Below are 21,428 nucleotides of genomic sequence, written 5' to 3' on the forward strand. Positions count from 1 at the left end.
CTTCGGCTATGGTGATTAGATATAATATTATTCGCGAACCATAATTCGATAGCTCATCACATTATTTTTTGGATTCCCCCGATCATAAAACCTCAGTATGTAAATGCCTAAAGCAAAATCCGAAACATCAATTCGTATCTGACCATCAAAACCATTTTGCAGCTCAGAACTCCACTTTATGTTTCCAGACAAATCGACCAACTCCGCAGTAACATCTCTGGATTTTAAGTGCCTATAGCTCACATTCAAATACTGGCTTGATGGATTTGGGTAAATCTGCAAATCTTTGAAATATTCGAGAATCACTCCAAGTACCGCTTCAATTGTTACTTCAATACCGTCCTCGGTAGCAAATGCTGACAGCTTGAAATTTGTGTCGCTTATTCCTGCCTCGCCAACTTCAAATTGTACCGATGAAGCATCATTTAGTGGAATTCCCGGGTATTCAACGAAAAATCTGTAGGTGCCTTCTGGCAAGAACCCAAATTGGAACTCCCCGTTATCATCTGTTTCTCCATAGGCGACTAGTTCAAACTCATCATCATCTTGTCCTGTACGTCCCCCTCTTCTCCTTTTCCTCAATCCACATTTGCGTTTTGCAGCCCTCCTTCTTGCATCAATTCTACCCGCATCATCACCAAAATCATCTTCGATCAGTACATCTAAGTTTCCATCGCCATCGCCCGGTCCATATGGGGTAGGAACAGCTGTGACTTTAATGATCACAGCAGAATCCTTTCTCAGCTGCAACACCTCTGCCTCTTCCCATGAAAAGGTATTTCCATAATAGCCTCCGATGTATTTATCCTCATCATTTGGATCAATCGCAAGTAGGTAGTCTCCCAGGACAATTTCTTCAAAAGTGAACTGATTTGATACATTCTCCAGACGACCGTCAACCAAAGTGTCATAGCCTCCACTTTGAGTAACTCGCAATAGATAGGCAGAAAGATTGCTCGCCAACAAAACATCATCAAAATCTGTCACATCTACTTCAATATTGGCAATTGCCAAAAGAGTCTGAGGCCCTACATCTATCGTGAGACCGGTCACCAACTCGTTGGTAATCTCCGCTCTGAACGCTCCCATATTGTTGTAGTCGATATCCAGGATGTCCAGCGATGCACCTGAAATACTAAATTCTGTTCCTGAGAAAATTTCAATATTGTTTCTAAACCATCGGTAATTGTTGGCTGTGCCACCTGAAACGATATCCAACCCTGGATCTTCCAAATGGAAAATCTTTACGGGTTCTCCTGTAAACCCATCAAACTGAAGGCTAGCTTGATTTGCATATTGAAGATTACTTATTCCCACAAGTGGCTCTAAATCATCAAATTCTAGACTATTCCCTGAAACATCCAGATTAGTGATATTCACATCTGTAAAATCCATCAATCTCGAAATTTCATTGTTAGAAAGATCCATTTGGGTGACAACACTCAAACCACCTACTGCTCCCCCTGAAAATGGATTTGGCATCTCACCTACAGCACCAATACTAGAAAGGTCAACTGTTTGAATTCGATCTCCGGTAGCATTAAAAGTCACCTGCTCCCAATCTCTGAATCGGTCAGTCGTCCAGTTTACAGTTGGTTCCCAAGAGTCACCACCAAGCGAAGAGAAGATCTGTCTTAAAGCCACAGAGTCAGCAAACGTCCCAGCATCAATCAATGTCTTAACCTTCACCACATTCGAATTTGTAGAAAGCTGAGCTCCAAAATCAGCTCTCACACGGTAATAGTAAGACTGCCTAAATAGGAGTCCGGAAATGACATGACTGGTTGCAGTGCCAACCGGAAGATTATCATATCCTTCCAACATATTTTCAAAATCCGCATCAAATGCTACGTCTAAAAAATACCCCTCTGCTGACCTATCAGTCCAGGAGGCTGTAAAAGATGTTGAGGTCAGGTCTGTACCAGTAAGTGCCGTTGGAGGATCATAGTTTGGTACAATAGAGAATGTAGCGTCACTGGCATCATCAATTCCCAATGTAGTATTTGCTATTTGAATTAGATTATCTTCACCCTGAAGATCAGGAACAGTCCAGTTATAGCTGCCATCATACATTGAAAAAATACCATCGTTGAGAATGGAATAGGTATCACCACCATTCGTACTCAATCGGATTTCAATCAGATCAGATGGCGAAATATTTGAAGCATTCCAGGTGATGGTAAAAACATCACCAACCTTGAGAGACTCCCCACCATTTGGCGTGTTTACTGTTACTGATGGAATCGGTGCTGACTGAATTGTAAACACCCCGTCACTGGCATCAGATACGGCAAGTGATGTGTTTGCAATTTGTATTCTGTTGTTAGTACCAATGTTGTTAGGAACAGTCCAGTAATAGCTTCCATCATACATTGAAAAAATACCATCGTTGAGAATGGAATAAGTATCTCCTCCATTTGTGCTAAATCGAATCTCAATAAGATCAGATGGCGAAATATTGGCTGTACTCCATGTGATCTCATACTCGTCTCCCACAGTGAGATTTTCTCCTCCATTGGGAGTTAAAACAGTAATAGTCGGAACAGGTGCAGCACTAATCGTAAATGCAGCATCGCTCTCATCAGCAACTGCCTGTGTGGTATTTGCTATCTGAATCAGGTTATTTGGTCCAACATTGTTTGTGACAGTCCAATTGTAGCTGCCATTATACATGGAGAATGTTCCATCATTAAGAATGGAATAATTATCCCCTCCATCAGTGCTCAATCTTATTTCGATAAGGTCTGTGCCAGGGATGTTTTCATCCGTCCAGGTGATTTCATAGGGATCACCGACAGTCAAAGTCTCATCGCCATTGGGGGTCAGAACCGTTATTGCTGGCTCAGCGGCATCTATCGTAAAAGCGGCATCACTCTCGTCGGTTACTGTTTGAGTTGTATTCGCAATCTGGATGAGGTTATTTGTTCCAGGGGTATTTGGAACTGTCCATTCAAACGTTCCCTCAAACATAGAGAACGTCCCGTCGGCTATGATGAAGTAATTGTCTCCACCATCAGAGCTCCACCTGATTTCAATAAGGTCTGAACCAGGTATGCCTGCTTCTGTCCAGGATATTTCATATGTATCTCCAACCGTCAAAGTCTCATCTCCATTTGGATTTACAACAAGTATCGAAGCAGCAAGTGGATCTACTTCAAAGGTCGTTGTGAGGTATTGTCCCCATGCACCGGATTCATCACGTGCTCTGAGGCTAACCATATGTGTCCCTGGTTCCAGAGTGGAGGTTCCAATATTTACCAGCTCATTGATTGCGTTTGTTGGCAAGGTGGTAGAGACAGGGACTCCATTCCCAACCCCGGGATCGGTATCAAAGAAATACTCTACAGCAATGATTTGATCTGAGGTACTTTGTACTTCTTCAACATAAATTGTCTGAGACGAATATGGCCCCCAGCTTCCATCCTGAAGCTTTCCTCTTAAATACACTGTATGAAAACCAGTTGGTAAACCACTTGTAGCCAATGCCTCACTTGTGGTTATTTCAGCTGCTGCAGAAACACTGATGGGTGTTCCTAGTCCGGAACCCGGATCCGTGTCCACAAAAAACTCCAACGCTTCAACTATCACCACATCTCCCAATCCAACCGAAGATTCTACAAAGATCGTGGTAGCTGTGGATGGCCCCCATGATCCCCCCTGAAGTTTTCCCCTTAGATATACGGTGTGAAATCCAGTAGATAATCCAGAAAGATCAAGGCTCTCAACTGTTGAAACATCTGAGGATGGGGCTATGGAAATCGGTGAACCTAACCCCTGACCTGGATCTGTATCTACAAAATACTCCAGCTCTTCAATCTGCACTACATCACCAACTCCGATGGTATTCTCCACATAAATTGTATGAGATGAATAGAATCCCCACTTGCCTGTTTCGTCCTTTCCTCTTAAATAGATGGTATGAAAACCGTCAGAAAGCCCTGATAGACTCAGAGATTCCGTGATTGAAACTTCCGGAGCACTTGATATTGAAATTTCAGAACCCATTGCTTCGCCCGGATCGGTATCCACGAAATACTCAAGAGAAGTAAGGTTTGCATCTGTAATGATTTCCTCCTGCAAGAAAGAACCTGATGAATGAATGCTCTTCAAGTCATTTTCATCAGAAACAAAAATCGCAAAGCTGTATACACCCGGATCTAGCGCTGATGTGTTTAGTGAAATCGTTTCATCAATAGTAGCCGCAGGAGTAAATGAAGTGAACTCTTGGGTATCAACTACACTTCCATCCTGATAAAGGACAACAGAGATTTTGCTGATGTTTTGCGCAAATCCAACGAAACAAAAAAGGATGAAAAAAGTGATTAATATCTTTTTCATTTGAGGCTAGTTTGAGGTGGCTTGGATTCTGATCGAAAGATTGGATGAGCTATTGCTAGAACTCTCAAATTCCAATCCTGTGATCTTTGGAATAGCTGGTAAGCCCGATAAATTGTAAGCATTCTCCGGCTGACCTGTGGGGAATCCGAAAGCTCCTGATTCTGCTCCTGTTTGTGAAGATGTCTTTCCAGGTGATCCTGATTGAAGTTGAAAGTATGCATCTGCTCCTAATGAAGTTTCGAAGAGTAAATTGGCTTCTGCATCAACCTTGTTGCCATCCACACCATCCAATACTACAGTAGGTGTCTGACCAACCCTGCTCGAGTTTACAACAGAGTTGCTTACAGTGCTGGCATCCAGTGAAACGTTTCCATCAAAGAAGGTGCAATAATCAAATATGGCTCCAACTCCTCCGGAAATGGTGATGCCATTCCCAGCACTCGGATAATTGAAAATGGAATTCGAAAAGCTTACTGATGCACTTTGAATGTTTATGGTGGAAGAAAACAGACATCTACTAAATGAAATATTGGAAATGCTACTGCCTACTGTAAATGAGCCTCCCACCAAACATGCGTCAAAACTTACATTGCTTTCGTTGAAAGAAATTGCTCCGATTTCCAAATTGGAAAAAACAGAATTCGCTGCTCCTGTGTTTAGCGTAATAGTTCCTAGCCTTGAAGAAGGTGAATAGCCAGTACTCTGACCATAGTAGCCATTTCCAATAAATGTCCTCTCTGAACTTATAGAAACATTCCCATAGGATGCACCAGAGCCAACGATATAAATAGTGTCGCCTGAAGCTGTGTTTGTGATTGCATCGCTTACCAATGTGTAATCTCCTAGACCTGAGGCATCCACCACAACTACATCGGCATAGACCTCACCCAGCCCTATAAGCATCCCTATAGTGAAAAGTAGCTTTTTCATGACTGGAATTAGTTTCCTGTTACTTCAATTGTAGCATCTGCATCTTGCCCCTCTGTGAGGTTTGCTGGCAAGTCAAATCTTCTTACAACCGGCAACACAGATCCTGATAGTTTGAAAGGCGAGGTGCCGCCTCCTAAACCCAGATTGGTTCCATCAGTACCAGCATTTTCTCCTGCTGATCCTGCATCTAAAAAGGGTTCTAGCGTGTAATCGTATAAATAGGTCGAGAGAGCCATATTTACGAAAGTTGGAGCAGTATTATCTATGTTACCTTCAATGTTTATGTTGGTACCAGTAATGCTTCCAAATGCATATCCATTAGAAAGGTTGTTCCTGTATAAGATATTTGAAGATGCTACCTGAGGTGCTGGTGAGATGGTTACAAAGATGTTGTTTGTAACAAGGCAATTGACGATTTGATAGAAAGCCGATTGAGAAGCTGTTCCAAGAAAGGTATTGTGGTCAAAAGTGACACCTCCAGTAGTGATATATGGACCTCTGAATTGATTGGTTGTACCTGTGTTAGAAAAGATATTATTCGCCACTCGAATGTTTGATTGATTGGCGGTATTTAATGTAAGTGAGTAAACAAAGGAACTCGCAGGGCGGATCACATTTTGTCTTATCAAGATATTGGTCAGGCTATTAATTCCGGATGTGGTAATGTTGTCAATTTTATTATTCTCAATCACAACATTTGTCAAAGTTCCCCCGGTATTTCCCAGCACCAAAGTGCTTGTCACTTCCAATCCGATAATTTTTGTCCCACTTGCTGCGGTATAGATGGTTACTGAATTTACTCTGCTTGTGAATGGAATTTCCATGTCCGGATTAAATCCCACACCAATGATTGTGAGTTGCTTAGTCACGTTCATATTGCCGTAGGTGGAGGAACTTGGAATAATCAAAAGTGTATCCCCCGGTGAGGCATTGTTGATTGCATTTGTAAGGGATGTTTCTACACCAGCAGGTGCATTCCCATTGTTATCTACGGTGATAACAGTTGCATTCGCTAGTAAAATGGCGAAAGTAAAGACGGTAAAAAGTTTAGCTTTCATTGTCATAGCTTTTGGACGAAAAATGGTTTTTCAATTGGAGGTTAAAGCTAGATTCTGACCATGCTGCATAGAATACCGTGAGCACGGTATATTGAGCTACCGGATTGAAGCAAAACAAAAAAGGGATGACAAACTGCCACCCCTTTGATTATAGGTAATTAGATGTATTATTCACGGACAATCACCCTGTAGCTCACCACATTTTCATTCGGGCTTTCTCTGTCATAAAACCTTAGAATATATACTCCCTCAGAAAATTCCGATACATCTATTCTGATTTGTCCATCAAAACCATTCTGTAAGTCTGCACTCCATTTGGTATTTCCTGATAAGTCAACAAGTTGAGCTGTTACATCCTTCGACTTCAGATGCCTGTAGCTAACATTCAGATACTTATTTGATGGGTTTGGATAAATTTGAAGGTCTTTAAAGTATTCCAGAATAACTCCAAGAACCTTTTCGATGGTGATCTCAATTCCATCTTCCGTAGCAAATGCCTGGAGTTTGAAATCCGTATCACTTACTCCGGCTTCTCCAACTTCAAATTGTACGGAAGCCGCATCATCCAAAGGAATACCTGGATATTCAACAAAGAATCGGTAGGTACCCTCCGGCAAGAAACCAAACTGGAACTCTCCATTATCATCTGTCTCACCATAGGCGATCAACTCAAATTCATCATCATCCTGACCTGTACGACCACCCCTTCTTCGTTTTCTCAATCCGCACTTACGTTTGGCCGCTCGTCTCCTCGCATCAATTCTTCCAGCGTTATCTCCAAAGTCCTCTTCAATCAGGACATCCAGATTTCCATCTCCATCTCCAGGGCCCAGAATTGGTGGTACCTCAGTCAATACAATATCAAGTGAAGCATCCGCTCTGAGAAAGATCGTTTCTGCTTCATCCCATTGGAATGCATCTCCAAAGTAGGTCGGAATAAGGTCATCCTCATTATCCGGCTCTATACCACACAAATAATCTCCCAAGACGATTTTCGAGAATGTGAACTCCGCTGATACATTACTGGCTCTGGCCAGCGTGTCATATCCTTTTGACCTACGGAAAGCTTCCAATAGAGCAGCCTGGAATGTTTCACCCGTCAGTAGATTATTGTCAAAATCAGTCAGACGCATCTGAACTTCAGCGGTAGCATAGATGATCTGCGGGTCAACATCGATAGTTAAGCCAGGAACAAGTGAGCTTGTTACCTCCGCTCTAAACGTTCCCATGTTGTCATAGTCAATCGTGATAATTTCAAGTGCAGAACCAGCTACTGTGAATTCACTATTTGTTGCAAGAGCCACATCATTTCTGTACCATGTATACTGATTAGCTGATCCCCCGGTGGTAATTCCTACTGTATAATTTTGTGTGTTCGGAATCAAAATGGAATCTCCAGTTACACTTAGCAGTGCCGGATCCGTTTCCGGATCAAACTGAATGCTTGCCTGATTGGAATAATTCAGGGTAGTAATACCTATCAACGGCTCTAAGTCTCCGAAAGTCAAACTATTTCCGGAAACATTGAGATTATTCATCACTGTTGGAGTAAAATCCATCAATCCAGTTATCTCATTATTGGAAATATTCATTCTATTCATGGAAGATAAGGCATTTTCCATGTCCAGAATTCCCTTATCAGGATCTGAGGCCGGCGCAAATGGATTTGGCATTTCGCCGGATGCACTTGCTCCAGGAAAATCAACTCTTCTTACTCTCGTCTTAGCAAGGTTCAATGTCACCCCATCCCAGTCTCTCAAACGTGCTGTAGTCCAGTTGAGTCCCTGAGGATTGATCGCTTGATAGATTTGAACGAGGGCTGTGGAATCTGCTAAAGTCTCAACGTCTATGTCCGTTTTTACTGGTTCTGCTGACGAATTTGGCGAAATATCCCCAAGCCCATAATCTGCTCTAACCCTGTAATAGTAAGTCTGAGAAAAATCCAGATTCGAAACAAAATATCCTGTAGACCCTCCACTACTTTCATTGCTGTAGTCTGGTAATATGTTCGTGAAAGCAGCATCCGTCGCTACATCTATGAAATAATCTACAGCTCCCTGCGCAGGGTCCCAGTTTGCGGTAAACTCTGTTGAGGTGATACCTGAAGCAGTCTGTGTGCTTGGTGCATCGAATGAAGGTCTTACTACTTCAACAAGATAATCCTCCGTTTCGCTCGCATTCCCATTATCACAGGATGATACGGATGATTGTCCAGTCACTACCCTCATCCTGGTAGTTCCAAGAACTGCATTCAACGGAATTGGGAAATTTGGAGGTGTCGCGGATTCTACTTCAGAATATGTATTTTCTGAAACGACCTGCTCATCAGCATCCTCAAAATCACCATCCTGATTCCAGTCAATCCAAACGGCATAGTAGGCCGTACTTGCAGGAGCAGTAGTTGCATCCAAATCAATAAAAATACTACCCATGGTGTTAGTAATGAGATTTGCGACTCCTACGCTGTTATAGAAAGAGTACTCTGTGGTGCCGCCAGACGCATTGTTGATTCCACCTATCGCAACATTCGTAATAAACGATTGAGGTGCATCACCATCTGTTGGGTCGCAATAGGTATCTATTGTATACGTCTGACCTGTGGTGAAATTGCTCACCGAAACATTCGAACTACCATCCTGCACTCCACCTGAGGCAGACGCTGAGAAATCTAATCTTAACGTGCCCTGACCAAAAATTCGGTGAACAACAACATCAACGATTGTCCCCGCTGAAGGTACTGTGAGAATGGTTGCTCCTGCATCACCAGTGGTAGTCAGGGTAAAATCCCCTGCATCAATACCAGTAACTTCTTCAGAGAATGTAATCGTAAAATTCAAAAAATCTGAATGGACATCTACCAAGTCATTTGCTTCGATGGATAAAACCTCAGGTGGAGTCACATCCCCTGCTCCTATGGTAATCAAATCCCCATCAGCTAATCCATTGTCGAATTGATCCGCATTATTAAATCCAAAATTATCATTCGGAGCAGGTGCCTGAATATTGAATGAGTTTCCAGGAGTAGCACCAGCATCAATGTTTAACACTACGTAATAGTAGACGATATCGTCAACTACATAATTCTGAGTGAATAATAGTCCAATAGATCCATCCGGAATGATTGGATCTCCAGAAGCAATATTTGTTGATCCAAGGAATGTAGCATTATTGACAGGATCTGCTACGTCTGAGCCAATGCTCTGATAGAATCGTATACTGTTGTTTTGAATATCTGATGGGTCAAATGAGCCAACAGGTGTGATGAAGAATCCTTCAGAAGTTACATCTGCTGTGGCCACATCCATTCTCATTTTATAAATCAAAACATCGGCTGTTCCAGGCGCTATGGTTTGGTTTCCGATGCTCAAAGTGCTCAGGCTTAGCTCAGCCCTTAGCTCGGTTCCATCTGATGCAAAATCATCTATCACTCCACTTTCAGAACCACCGCCAGTATAAATGATTTGGATAGGGCCGGAATAAGGAGAACCAAAACTGTGAGTAAACTCCAGGTAGGTGGTTCCATCAGTTGAGCCTGAGCTCAAGAAAATATCAAATGTGGTTCCTCCGTCACTTGAAGCATATACATCAAAATCAAAGGTTCCGGCTGATACTGGATCAGCTCTGTACCAGAAAGAAAATTCATTTGCGTCAACAATGCTTGGAGATACAAGATAATTACCCGTTCCAAGATACATGTAGGCCGCATCGCCAACATTATCTCTTGCCAGATTCGGGTCAATATCCGCGGCTGACTGAACCCCCTGAGCTAACCAAACACCCGAAGAAAGGTTGAATGATGGATCAGTAGAAGCTGTCAAACCATTATCAAAATCTTCGAAGAAATTGATTGTGCCTCCAGAAGGTAGGTTTAGCGCCGGCCCGGTAACCCAATCAGTATTCTCATCCATGTTGGTCAATGTAGCGTTGTTTCCATTTGTAAACTCAGTTACCTCAAGACTGCCTAAGCCATCACTCATTGGATAGTAGGCAACTAGCCCCGCTTCGCTTCCATTTAAAAAGAAATCTCTATCATTTCCGATTTCAATATCCGTACGGGCATAATCCCATATTCTTACTTCATCAATCAACCCATTGAATTGTCCAGATCCGGATATTCCATTGAAACCCCCAATGATCAGACTACTCGCATTTGTATTTGGGGTTAATGCTCCCTGCGGAACGACCAAATCTTCTACTCCGTCATAATAAAATCGAACATTTGACCCATCCCAGCTAACAGCTATGTGTTGCCAAATTCCAGTTTGAACAATACCCGTATTTGAATCGAATGAAACAGAAGAACCTCCGTTTCCTAAGGTTAGCCTAATTGCTCCATTATTTGTAACTATCAACTGATAGGGGCTGCTTTCATTACCTGTGCTCGATGGTTTTGCTAATACTCGCCTTACAGAACTTCCGTCCAAACCAATATCAGTCGGGTTGATCCACGCTTCTAATGTTCCGTTAGTAATCCCCAGTTCAACGACATCCGGAGCAACCAAATGATCGTTGGTTCCATCAAAATCTAGCGCAATATTTGGATTAGGTGCTGGAGGATCTGACAAAGGAGGCCCTGAAACCCAATCCGTATTCTCATCCATATTGATGAGTGTTCCATCATTGGACCCAGATGAAAAGTCTACAGCAATGGTACTTCCAGTACCGTCATTCATTTGATAATATGCTGCCAAACCGGGTTCGTTTCCATTAAGATAGAAATCCCTGCTGCCCTGAATCTCTGCTTCTCCTCTTACAACATTCCAAATTCTAACTTCATCAATATGACCAGTCACTTGACCGAAACCATCTGCACCATTAAATCCTCCGATTATCAGAGGTGATGCATTTATGTTTGATGACACAGTTTGGGCGACTTGGATATCCTCAATTCCATTGTAGTAGAACGTAACAAAGCTTCCGTCCCATGTTGCCGCAATATGCTGCCATTGAGAAGTTTGAACCAAACCCGTTGACGATTCGGCAATTTGAAATGTTGCCCCATCTCCAATAAGCAGCTGAATAGCTCCTGAATTGGTCACTACCAATTGATACGGGCTTGTTTCATTAGCCGTTCCAGATGGTTTAGCTAAAATTCGTTGAAATGAAATCCCTCCATCTGGATCCAGCGTTGACGGATTTATCCAGGCCTCCAGTGTTCCGGTAGTGATATCCAGTTGGTTGGCATCAGGCACAAGGACATGGTCGTCAAACCCATCAAAGTCGAGGGCATAATTTGATGGTGCTCCACCAGTGGTGGTAAAGTTGAATGGGTTGTCGGTATCTGCCCCAGAATTATAAGCTTCGTAAGTAGGTGGTCCATTTACTTCCAGTACTGCAATGGTATAGTCAGTACCTGGGGTCAGACCATTTATTGTTGTATTGTTTCCGTACCCATTATAAACAGCATACCAAGACCCGTCAACAATGTCACCACCACCAAAAATATTGTCTGCATGGAAAAATTGATTATCTGATGGGATTGGCATTTCTGTTTCTATCCCTTCAAACACTGCAACAATTCTTCTCTGGCCATCTCCATTAGTCCACGATATATCCACTGAATTGTCTGTAATATTGGATGTAGATATGTTGGCAGCCTGAACGGAAGAAGCAACAGGTGTATGATTATAAATTCCCGATGCTACCCAGTTAGAGGTGGGTCCATTTAATGTGAATGTGTTGAGGGTTCCATCGTTTCCATAAGAGGATAAATCAGTTAGGGTTGTCAAACCAGAATTATCTGCTGCGTCAGACCCCTGATTAAATCCGTAGTGAACCAGTAGGTTGCTGTATGTTGGAAGTGGAGATAAGTCTCCCGCATACATATTATTTCTAATCTCGCTTTCATCTAGTACAGCATTCCAGATTCTTACTTCGTCAATTTCACCAATGAAAAAATTATCATTGCCACCACCGCTCAGATAACTACTCCCTATTCGATTAGCCGAAATCCCAGTGGAATAAATGGTGCTTGTTGAAACAACATCCAATATCCCGTCTACATATAGGCGAACCTCATTTGACCCATTTTCATGAGTAACAGCTATGTGGTGCCACAATCCATCATTCACATCAACAGTTCCATCCATTTGATCGAAGGTGGTTGCTGCCCCGGTCCAATGGGTATAGCGAACCTTGCCATCATGAACACCGAAAGCGCCTTCTATACTATTGTCATTGTCCCCTATGACAGTTAATGCCGGATTTCCTTCATATACTGAAGTGCTTGCCGTTGAGGTGGTATTAATCCAGGCTTCATAGGTTAATCCTGCTGAAAGATTCTGCCTAGTAAAAGAGACAAAATCACTAGTACCATCAAAATTGAGCGCGTTTTGCTCTGGTGCGTCTGCAAGTGCTCCTGATGCCACCCAGTCTGTATTCTCATCCATGCTGGTAAGAGTTCCGTCATTGTTGGCAAAAACATCTTCAAGAATAGTGGAGCCTGTGCCATCATCGAATTTGTAGTAGGCCACCATATCGGAATAATTAGGATGACTAGAAATGTCAGTTGTGTTGGCGTAAGCGGCTATGTCGCCTACTGCAACCGCAGAGTTCCAAATTCTCACTTCGTCAATTTGTCCAGTAAGTGGTTGAGATGCATCATCTGCATCAATACCAATTCTGAACTGAGTTAAATCCAAATTCAGGGAAGTGGTAATTGAATTTGCAAAAACACCATCAACGTATAAACTAAGGGTGGTACCTTCATAAACACCAGCAATATGATGCCAACTACCATCATTATTTGCCAAACCTGATGAAGGCCCATTTACTCCGTTCGGTGTAATTGAGAGTTGATCGGTTGATCTAAACTTTAAGTTAATTTGATCTCCGGCAGATACTTTACTACCAATAGAAACAATGTTTTGTGCGCCTGATGCACTGGAGTTAACCCATGCTTCTATAGTAAAGTCGCTATCAATTTTACCTGATAAATCAGGGCCTTGGACGTATTGAGAAGATCCATCAAAATCCAATGCATCGCCAGGATCATTGGCTGTCAAATTCGGATATGAGCTTGGTGTAGCCAGATCAGCAATGGTGAATTCTCCTGATGGGACATTGAAGGCATACAAAGAATCTATTGCCGGGTCATTGTTAATCAGACCAGAAAGTCTCTCCCACCCACCGGAGGCTGCATTGTCAGCAGCGTTTTCACGGTAAAGTATTCGCTTGTTAGGGTCAGAGCTACCTCCATTATTGTAATCCATTCTTACATCTACGGTCTTGCCCGGAGCAAATACCCCATAATATTTTGTCTCGGTGATGGCATTAAAGCCATCTGCCAATGTTTGATTTGGTGTACCTGCCACATAATAAATGTGGAACCCGCTACTCGCATCATCGATCTCCACCACCACATCATCATCTGGTGAAGTGTCAAACTTAACCGGGCCAGCATCATAGCTAAACAAGCTGCCATTACCCTGAGGAGCTCCCGAGATGACCGGAATCGCACCTGTGATTGTTCCATGATTTCCACCAGCTAAATCTACGGCTGATACTCCACTGTTTTCATCAAACTTGTAAGCTGCCACCAGGTTTGTAAAGTTAGGGTGACCCGCATCAATCTTCTCAATCATGCTCTGACGAAGTTCCGTTATGTTCAGAGCGGTGTTCCAGATTCGAACTTCGTCTATATATCCATCAAATTGAGATCCAATATCTGAACATGCAGATCCCGCCGAATTGATCAAACTACCAACGGCAAGATGAGCTGGCCCGTCAGGTATATCTCCAAGAACCCCAGTTGTAGTGCTCAATACAGTTGCATCCTGTTTCCCATTAATATATAATGATACTCTATCAAGACCATCATTTGTGTCAATGGATCCATCATAGATAGCTGCCACATGATACCACCTATTTGCCTCTAATGTTGATGTCCCTTGTACAGTTCTTTGATTTCCAATTGCTAAAGATCCATTATATGTAAACCCAAGCTGTCCAGAGCTTCCTACACTAAAACCAAATTGTCTTTCGTCAGACCCGCAAACACTGTTGGCCGATTTAAAAACAATTTGATTGCTATTTGCTGTGGTTGTCATATAAATCCATGCTTCAATACTGAATGCTTTATCTGCCCCTGCAAATACATTATCCAGTACATCACCCATATCAACATAATCATCTGACCCGTCAAAGCTTAACGCATACCCCGCTCCCTGCTCATTAGGATATGGAGTTGTCTCAAGAGCCGTGGCATATTGTCCACCGTCTTGCTGCGCAACTGCATAAATTCTTTGATTTTCCAGATCCGTGCCGAAAAAACCGCTTGCGTCAGCCCATGACGTAGTGCCGTCCGCTCTCGACATAATACGTCTGTTTGTTTCAACACCTGGATAAGTTCTAAGCAGATCAAATGTGAGTCCTGGCGCGAAGATTCCATAATAATCTCCGTCATCAATGTTGTTGAAACCTGAAACTTCAGTGTCTGCAGGAGTTTGATTCACCCGATAAATGTGAAAAGGACCAGCACCGCTTATATTTCTAACATCAATATCCAAAAAGGAAAAATCTAATCCAGAATAATCGTAATTGCTTTCGTCACCCAGATGTGCGCCAGAAGGCACGTGACCTGCTCCACCGTTGATTGTTCCATCGTTCACCCCGACAACATCACTAAGGGTGCCATCACCACTATCATCCATTCGATAGTAGGCCAGTAGGTTGGCATAGGAAGAGTGGATGTTTGTTACCTTTTGGGCCAAGTCGGATCGTATATCAACCTCCGATCTCACAAAATCCCAGATTCTTATTTCGTCGATCTCACCATTCATATAGTTACAATCACAACCATATCCCTGCTTTCCAATGAAAACGGGGTTGGTATCTCCAAAATCAGATGGTGTAATGGCGTAGGTAAACTGTCCATCCTGAACACCGTTGATATAGAAACTCACCTGATTGAGACTGCTATTATAAGTGACTGCAACGTGCACCCACTCGCCAAGAGGTACATCAGTGATGGATTCCTGCCATTGACTGGTTGAGCCATTTGAAAATTCGAGTCCTAATTTACCTGTGCTTAGTTTTTGGAAAATAAACACGTCAGGGCTGGATCCTCCGTTTCCTTCACCTTTGGATAGAATGGTTTCACCATCTGTACTGGATGTGTTGATCCAGGCTTCTATGGTAAAGTCTCTTGTGGAAAGGTTCAGGTCTATATTGTGGGGAATGGTTACTTCATCATCTATACCATCAAAACTTAGCGCCTCACCTGCACCTTCGGCTGCCGGGTAAACAATTGAGTATGTTTCAGGACTCGAAAACTGTGATGTTCCATCACTGGCATTTGTGGCCGTTGCAGCGACTTCAGAGTTATTTGCTAAAGAAAGGCTCGTCACAGTCCAAACACCTCCTGTGACCGTAGCTGTTCCCAAATAAGATTGACCCTGCCCATTGCCGTCAGTTAGGTAGAGGTCAATTTCGTCATTCTCTGAGCCAGTTCCTGTTACCTGTGATGGATCAGAAATTGGATCAATGACTGGTGACAGAATTCCGTTGTGAGCTCCGCTTACTAACGTGATTCCGGCACCATTATTAAATATTGAATTTCTTTGAATTTGGTTACCGTTATTACCTGAGCCTTCAATCAGAATGGCGTTAGAACTATTTTCCGCAATTATGTTTCCATCTCCTGCATTCGATGACGACCCGATAATGTTGTTATCAGAATTCAAATTGTTGATCATGTGAATTCCATTCACATTTGGGTATGGATCTACACCATCTGAAGCAACTCCTATATAATTTCTTATTACCGTATGCCCGCTGGAGTTATTGAACCTGATTCCCGTGGTATGTCCTGATATCACATTTTGTTCAATGGTCGCTCCATCTGATCCATTGATATTTATCCCGTTACCTGCTCCAGCAGCTCCGGATTCATCAGGCAAAAGACCTAGGATATTACCCTGAACCGTTGCTATATCACCTCCACTTATGCTAATTTCAGAAGTGGTATTGTTGGAAATCACGTTTTCTTCCCCTGCAGAAAGGCCTCCAATAAGTGCATTGTCTGCATTTGTTCCCAGACTAATTCCATTGGTATTACCCATTCCTGCCGTGGTTCCGTCAGGCATGATACCTATGTAATTGCTTTGTATGGTTCCACCACCTAAATAGGATAAAATACTAATTCCTGTGTTGGAATCGGTAATAATATTTCCCATACCAGGAGCTCCGAATGTATATCCATTTGGGGCACCTCCAACTACGTTGAACCGGATTCCTGCCACTGTGAAATCATGAATGTGCAATCCATATACTTCCATTTGATTGTTGGAGGCAAAGTTTAAACCTATGCTAGCAGTCCCTTGTCCATTGATTTGGGGGATGTTTCCAGTGGCTATATCCCAACCTGGCTGTGTGGTTCCATCGATAACAGTTCCTTGTGCTGTAATGTTGGGTAGGTCAGAGCCAAGATAAATGATCCATGGTGCGGGTTGATCAATGTTGAATTGAATGCGAGTTCCAGGATTTGCATTCGCATAGTTAATAGCTTCTCTCAGTGATCCTGTTCCTGAGTCACCAGTGTTGGTAACCAGTGCATTGATATAATCAGGCGTCATCAAGGTCTTTGTTCCTGTGACAGTGCCATCAAAGTGATTTTGGCTTCTGTCGTGTACAGTCGTTGGTGAGGTGGTTGCACTTACATCAAACTTATAAGTGAATAGCGTTTCATCGCCCTCTGGATCGTAAAACATCAACTCTGTGATCTCATTGGAAAGCCATTCATAATCCCAGATTCGAAGCTCATCCAGTCGTCCATCTATGTGTCCTGCAGGCGTGGTTAAAATATCCCTGGCTCCTACAGCCAGATCATTAGAAATAGCGGTAAATGAATCAAAGCTGTTACTTGTAGTAAATAGCTCGGTTCCATCTAAGTATATCTTACCATTTCCTGAACCCGCATTTGTTACAGCAACATGATGCCACCTGCCGTCAGCACTCAAAGCACCATCTTCTGTTTGAAGTGTATTCAAACTCCCGTCAATTAGTTGTATTGCTCCTGATGCTGTGATATTTAGCCTGTTCCCCCCTACACCAGTTATATCAAATATGGTTGCATCTAATGCGTCTAGGTTAATCCAAAAGTCGATACTAAAAGTGCTCAATCCACCAATAGCTGAACCCCCACTTGTTGAAGTTATATAGGTTGCCCCATCAAAGTCGAAAGCTGTTCCGGGGTAAGGCCGGGTTGTTGCCGCTTCTCCGGCAGACCAGTTTGACACACCAGTAGCGTTGATTGTTCTGACACGATAGAAGTAGTCCGTATCAGGGGAGACTGTGATGTCTTCAAACTCACCGCTGGAAGAGGTGGTAAATGAGACTGCCGCACCAAAGCCAGGGTCCGTATCTCGCTCAATCTCTGAGCCTGTGATATCGGCACCATCAGGCACCACCCAGTCAATAAATACCCGGTCACCAAATTGTGTTGTTTGTGTGTGAACATTTGTAGGGTCTGGTGGAAGAGTCCCGGAAGATAAGGCGGCCGAAATAACCCAGTTTGAGGCCACTCCATCTTTTGCAAACCCTATCATGGTTCCGTCATTGCCTTTGCCTGACAAGTCCTTTATTTCAGGAGCTGAAATTCCGGTATTAGTAACTCCACCGTCTGCCTCATCAAAGCGATAGTATGCCAACAACGAGGAGTTATTTTGAGGACTAACCTGATCATACTGATTTTCCTGGATAGTTGTCACGTCGAGTGTTTGATTCCAGATTCTCACCTCATCTACAGAACCCTGCATCAACTCTCCTGGCACAGTGGGAAAGTCACCTCCTAAATTAAAATTGCCCCCTGCTGAAATCAACAAACCAGAAAGGCTCGCTGTGCCGTCTTCTACACCATTAAGGTACACCCTCATCGTGGTGCCATCCCAGGTTCCGGCTATATGCGTCCAGGTATTTAATGGTACATCTGTAGCTCCAAGTACGTTTGTTTGTGAACCATTATTAACCCAAAAAGACGGCTTATTGCTATCTATTCGCAATAGAAACTGTAAAGCTCCATTATAATTTCCTACGATTGTATGAAAAGCTTTATCGACCGTACGATAAACCCAGGCTTCTACTGTGATATTGGATGTGCCTGCAAGCTGATCTCTAATTTCAGAACCAAGGTCAACATAATCGTTCGTTCCATCAAAATTCAGCGCACTACCTGGTCCTGTAAAGAAATCTACTACATTAGAATATGGGCTCGTAAATGAACCATTGGTATACTGAATTCGATATTGATACCTGGCGTTCGACGCGAACCCATTGTAATCAACCCTGTAATTTCTTTCCGTTGCATCCTCCCCAAATAGTGAAGTGGAGCCTAGAGGCGCAGAAGCGAAATTGTCCGCAGACCATTCAATTGTTACTTGGTTCGCATTGGGAATTTGCTGCCAGTTGGCCCGGAAGCCATATTGGGACATCTCCGATGCTTCAAAAACTGATGGTGCAAATGCACCTGAAGTTCCCCAGATAGGACCGTTAGTTGATCCGTCTGCCGGAGGTTCTACTCCATTGTCATTAAATAGGGTTCCATCATTGCCGTTAGATGTCCTATCCAGCAAAGTGGTTCCACTGGTTTCATTGAAGTCATAGTAAGCGATCAGGTTAGCTTCAAGGCCAGTCAACTCAGTATAGAGGTAATCTCTAAGTTCAAAATCATTTTTCGCAACATCCCAAATTCTTACCTCATCCATTTCCATCCCAACTCCGGGATTCATAGCTCCAGGAGCAACCTGTGCTGAATTCCCATCAGCGGCAAATGCCACTGGGGATGTACCCGAATGGATGGAGCTAACCATATTGGTGAATTTCTCTGCGATCATTTCGCCATTGACGAACACACGTGCATAAGAAGAAGGTGAGAATGTGCCAGCAATATGGTACCACCTACCTGGTTCAAAATCGAACGGAGCATTTACGTAAGAGATATCCGTTCCCTCTGTTGTAGATGCACCAGTTGCAGAAACAGCCATCCAGATTTCAGATGAATTGTTAATGAATAATGAATAAGATCTTTCATCAGGGGCATCCGGATTCCACTTGGTAATCAGAGGTGTTTCCTCTGTAACTGGCACATCGAACTTCACCCAGGTTTCCAGTGTAATTCCCCCTGTGATATCTAATGCTGGGTTATCCGGAATTTCTACATAGTCGTCTACTCCATCAAAAGCCAGGGCGTTTGGTGGTACTCCAGTAGTGGTTACTACCTCCTGACGTATGCGTGTTCTATTACTCAGTCCATCATATGCTACCAAATACAAATCGTAGTTCGTGCCAGGTAGAAGTCCTGAGAAATTGGTACTCTCTGTAACAAAGGGAGTTGAGATATTAATGACTCCAAATTGATCGCCTACTGATCCCACATCATCAATTACCGGTGCAGATGAGGGCTGTTGATAAAGCGAATAAGCTACAAATCCACCTGCTTCATTGGTTTGAACTTCTAGGTCAAATGAATTATCGAAGATATTTGTCCCCGATGGATACCCAACCGGGTAGTAGGGTGGGAAAATGTCAGCGTCAAAGGCTGTTGATGCAACATATCCAATATCTCCACCAATGATCGTTCCTGTATGATTACCAGCAGCATCCCCTAGATTTCCTGCTACCTGATCCGCACTCCATCGAGCAAGTAATTGATCTCCGATTGGATCATTTGTCCTTGCATTGTTGTATAACTCTTCCAATGTTCTCTCATCCCCCCATACTCGTACTTCATCTATTAGTCCGGAAAAATTTTGAGCGCCACTTTGCGCACCTATCTGAAGTGGTGTTTGACTTGTACCTCCGACGTAGGTAAACCTCAGAACTTCTTCTCCATCAAGGTAAAGGGCAGAACCATCTGTAACTCCGGAGTTGAAGCTAAACGCCACATGGTGCCATGCTCCATCTGCCACGTTGATTCCTGTCGTAATTGATCCCGGGGCTCCCCAATCATATACCATCAGTACATTATTGTCGAGACCTAAAAAGTAGCGTTCGGGTAATGTAATGATTGACCTGAAGGATGATCCAGCATTGGCAGTATTTATCCAGGCTTCAACAGTTCCGGTAGATATCTCCAAAGGGATGGGTGTCCCCATATCTACGTAATCATCAATTCCATCTAAGGAAAGAGCATTGTTTACCAATGGTGCACCAGAAGTATAACCAATGGATCCTGCAGCTATTGTACCATCCTGACTACCATTTCCAACCGCTGCATCCAGCAGGTCATTTTCAAAACGTAGGTATACCTCTAAATTAGGCTCATCTCCGGCTAGCACAGCATTGTAGTCTGCATTAATGGCAGCTCCATTTCTCGGAATGTTCCATACTCTTACTTCATCGAAGTAGATATCATCACCCTCAAAATCATCATCTCTTCTGCCTATTCTTACGGGTCCAATGTTAGCTAATGCTGGTGATGCTCCAGATAATACTGGAGTCGAGTTACCATCAATATACAACTTACGTTCATTTCCAACATCCAATGGGTCGTACACCACAGCAACATGATGCCAAGTTGCTTGAGTTATTACTACTCCGGAAACCTGATTTGTTGTTGTAGTCCCATCCCCGGTCCATAGGTTGATTGTACCATCCCCTTGAATATAAATATCAAGTGGTGCGGCTAGGTTGCCATTAGTTTGATTTACAAGTGGTCCTCCAGCAGAAAGAGTTGGTATGTAAACCCACTGCTCAACAGTGAATCCATTGCTGGCGTCTAAATTATAAGTGACGTTGACTTCATTTCCAGCTCCTGACATATCCAGGGCTTGCTGACCTGAAGTCGCTATTGAAAATAAAATAAGAATACTAACTAAGGCTGGCTTTGTTAAGGTGGAGTAGTTCATTTTTGGCTATTTGGTAAGACTTATTACTTGGCAAATAAGATTAATTCTAAGGCGAATAGAAATACCGTAAACCGGGTATTTCCCAATGCTAAAAATAATCCTCAAATCCACGTTTTCTTTTGATCAATTTGTTATTTCGATTAATAGGAAGGTTGAAGCTATGAAACGTACATTTCACAGTATTTTGATATGCTATCTTACGGTGCATATTTTATGTATCATTTTTCAATTATCTAAACCCTTGCTTTCTTAGTAAGAA

General features: G+C 43.0%; 4 protein-coding genes. All 4 read right to left on the reverse strand.

Annotated features, from left to right (window positions below; genetic code table 11):
• Positions 1-27: 27 nt before the first annotated feature.
• The 4 genes from ACEQZT_RS05645 to ACEQZT_RS05660 all read right to left on the reverse strand — a co-directional run bounded on the left by ACEQZT_RS05645 (position 28) and on the right by ACEQZT_RS05660 (position 21,169).
• The gene (locus tag ACEQZT_RS05645; RefSeq protein WP_370088098.1) at positions 28-4,338 is read right to left on the reverse strand and encodes a T9SS type A sorting domain-containing protein; all 4,311 of its coding nucleotides are present in this window, start codon (positions 4,336-4,338) and stop codon (positions 28-30) included.
• 6 nt (positions 4,339-4,344) lie between these two features.
• Positions 4,345-5,268, reverse strand: a complete 924-nt coding sequence (locus tag ACEQZT_RS05650) for a hypothetical protein (protein WP_370088100.1) — start codon at positions 5,266-5,268, stop codon at positions 4,345-4,347.
• A gap of 8 nt (positions 5,269-5,276) precedes the next feature.
• Complete coding sequence (locus tag ACEQZT_RS05655) at positions 5,277-6,326, reverse strand: hypothetical protein (protein ID WP_370088101.1); 1,050 nt, start codon at positions 6,324-6,326, stop codon at positions 5,277-5,279.
• Between the two features lie 167 nt (positions 6,327-6,493).
• On the reverse strand, positions 6,494-21,169 hold the full coding sequence (locus ACEQZT_RS05660) for a LamG-like jellyroll fold domain-containing protein (RefSeq protein ID WP_370088103.1): 14,676 nt from the start codon (positions 21,167-21,169) through the stop codon (positions 6,494-6,496).
• Positions 21,170-21,428: the final 259 nt, after the last annotated feature.

Source organism: Ekhidna sp., from assembly GCF_964218185.1.
Classification (GTDB): domain Bacteria; phylum Bacteroidota; class Bacteroidia; order Cytophagales; family Cyclobacteriaceae; genus Ekhidna.

Coding starts and splice junctions, on each gene's coding strand:
- ACEQZT_RS05645 (WP_370088098.1), bottom strand. CDS start 4,338: ATGAAAAAGATATTAATCACTTTTTTCATCCTTTTTTGTTTCGTTGGA.
- ACEQZT_RS05650 (WP_370088100.1), bottom strand. CDS start 5,268: ATGAAAAAGCTACTTTTCACTATAGGGATGCTTATAGGGCTGGGTGAG.
- ACEQZT_RS05655 (WP_370088101.1), bottom strand. CDS start 6,326: ATGAAAGCTAAACTTTTTACCGTCTTTACTTTCGCCATTTTACTAGCG.
- ACEQZT_RS05660 (WP_370088103.1), bottom strand. CDS start 21,169: ATGAACTACTCCACCTTAACAAAGCCAGCCTTAGTTAGTATTCTTATT.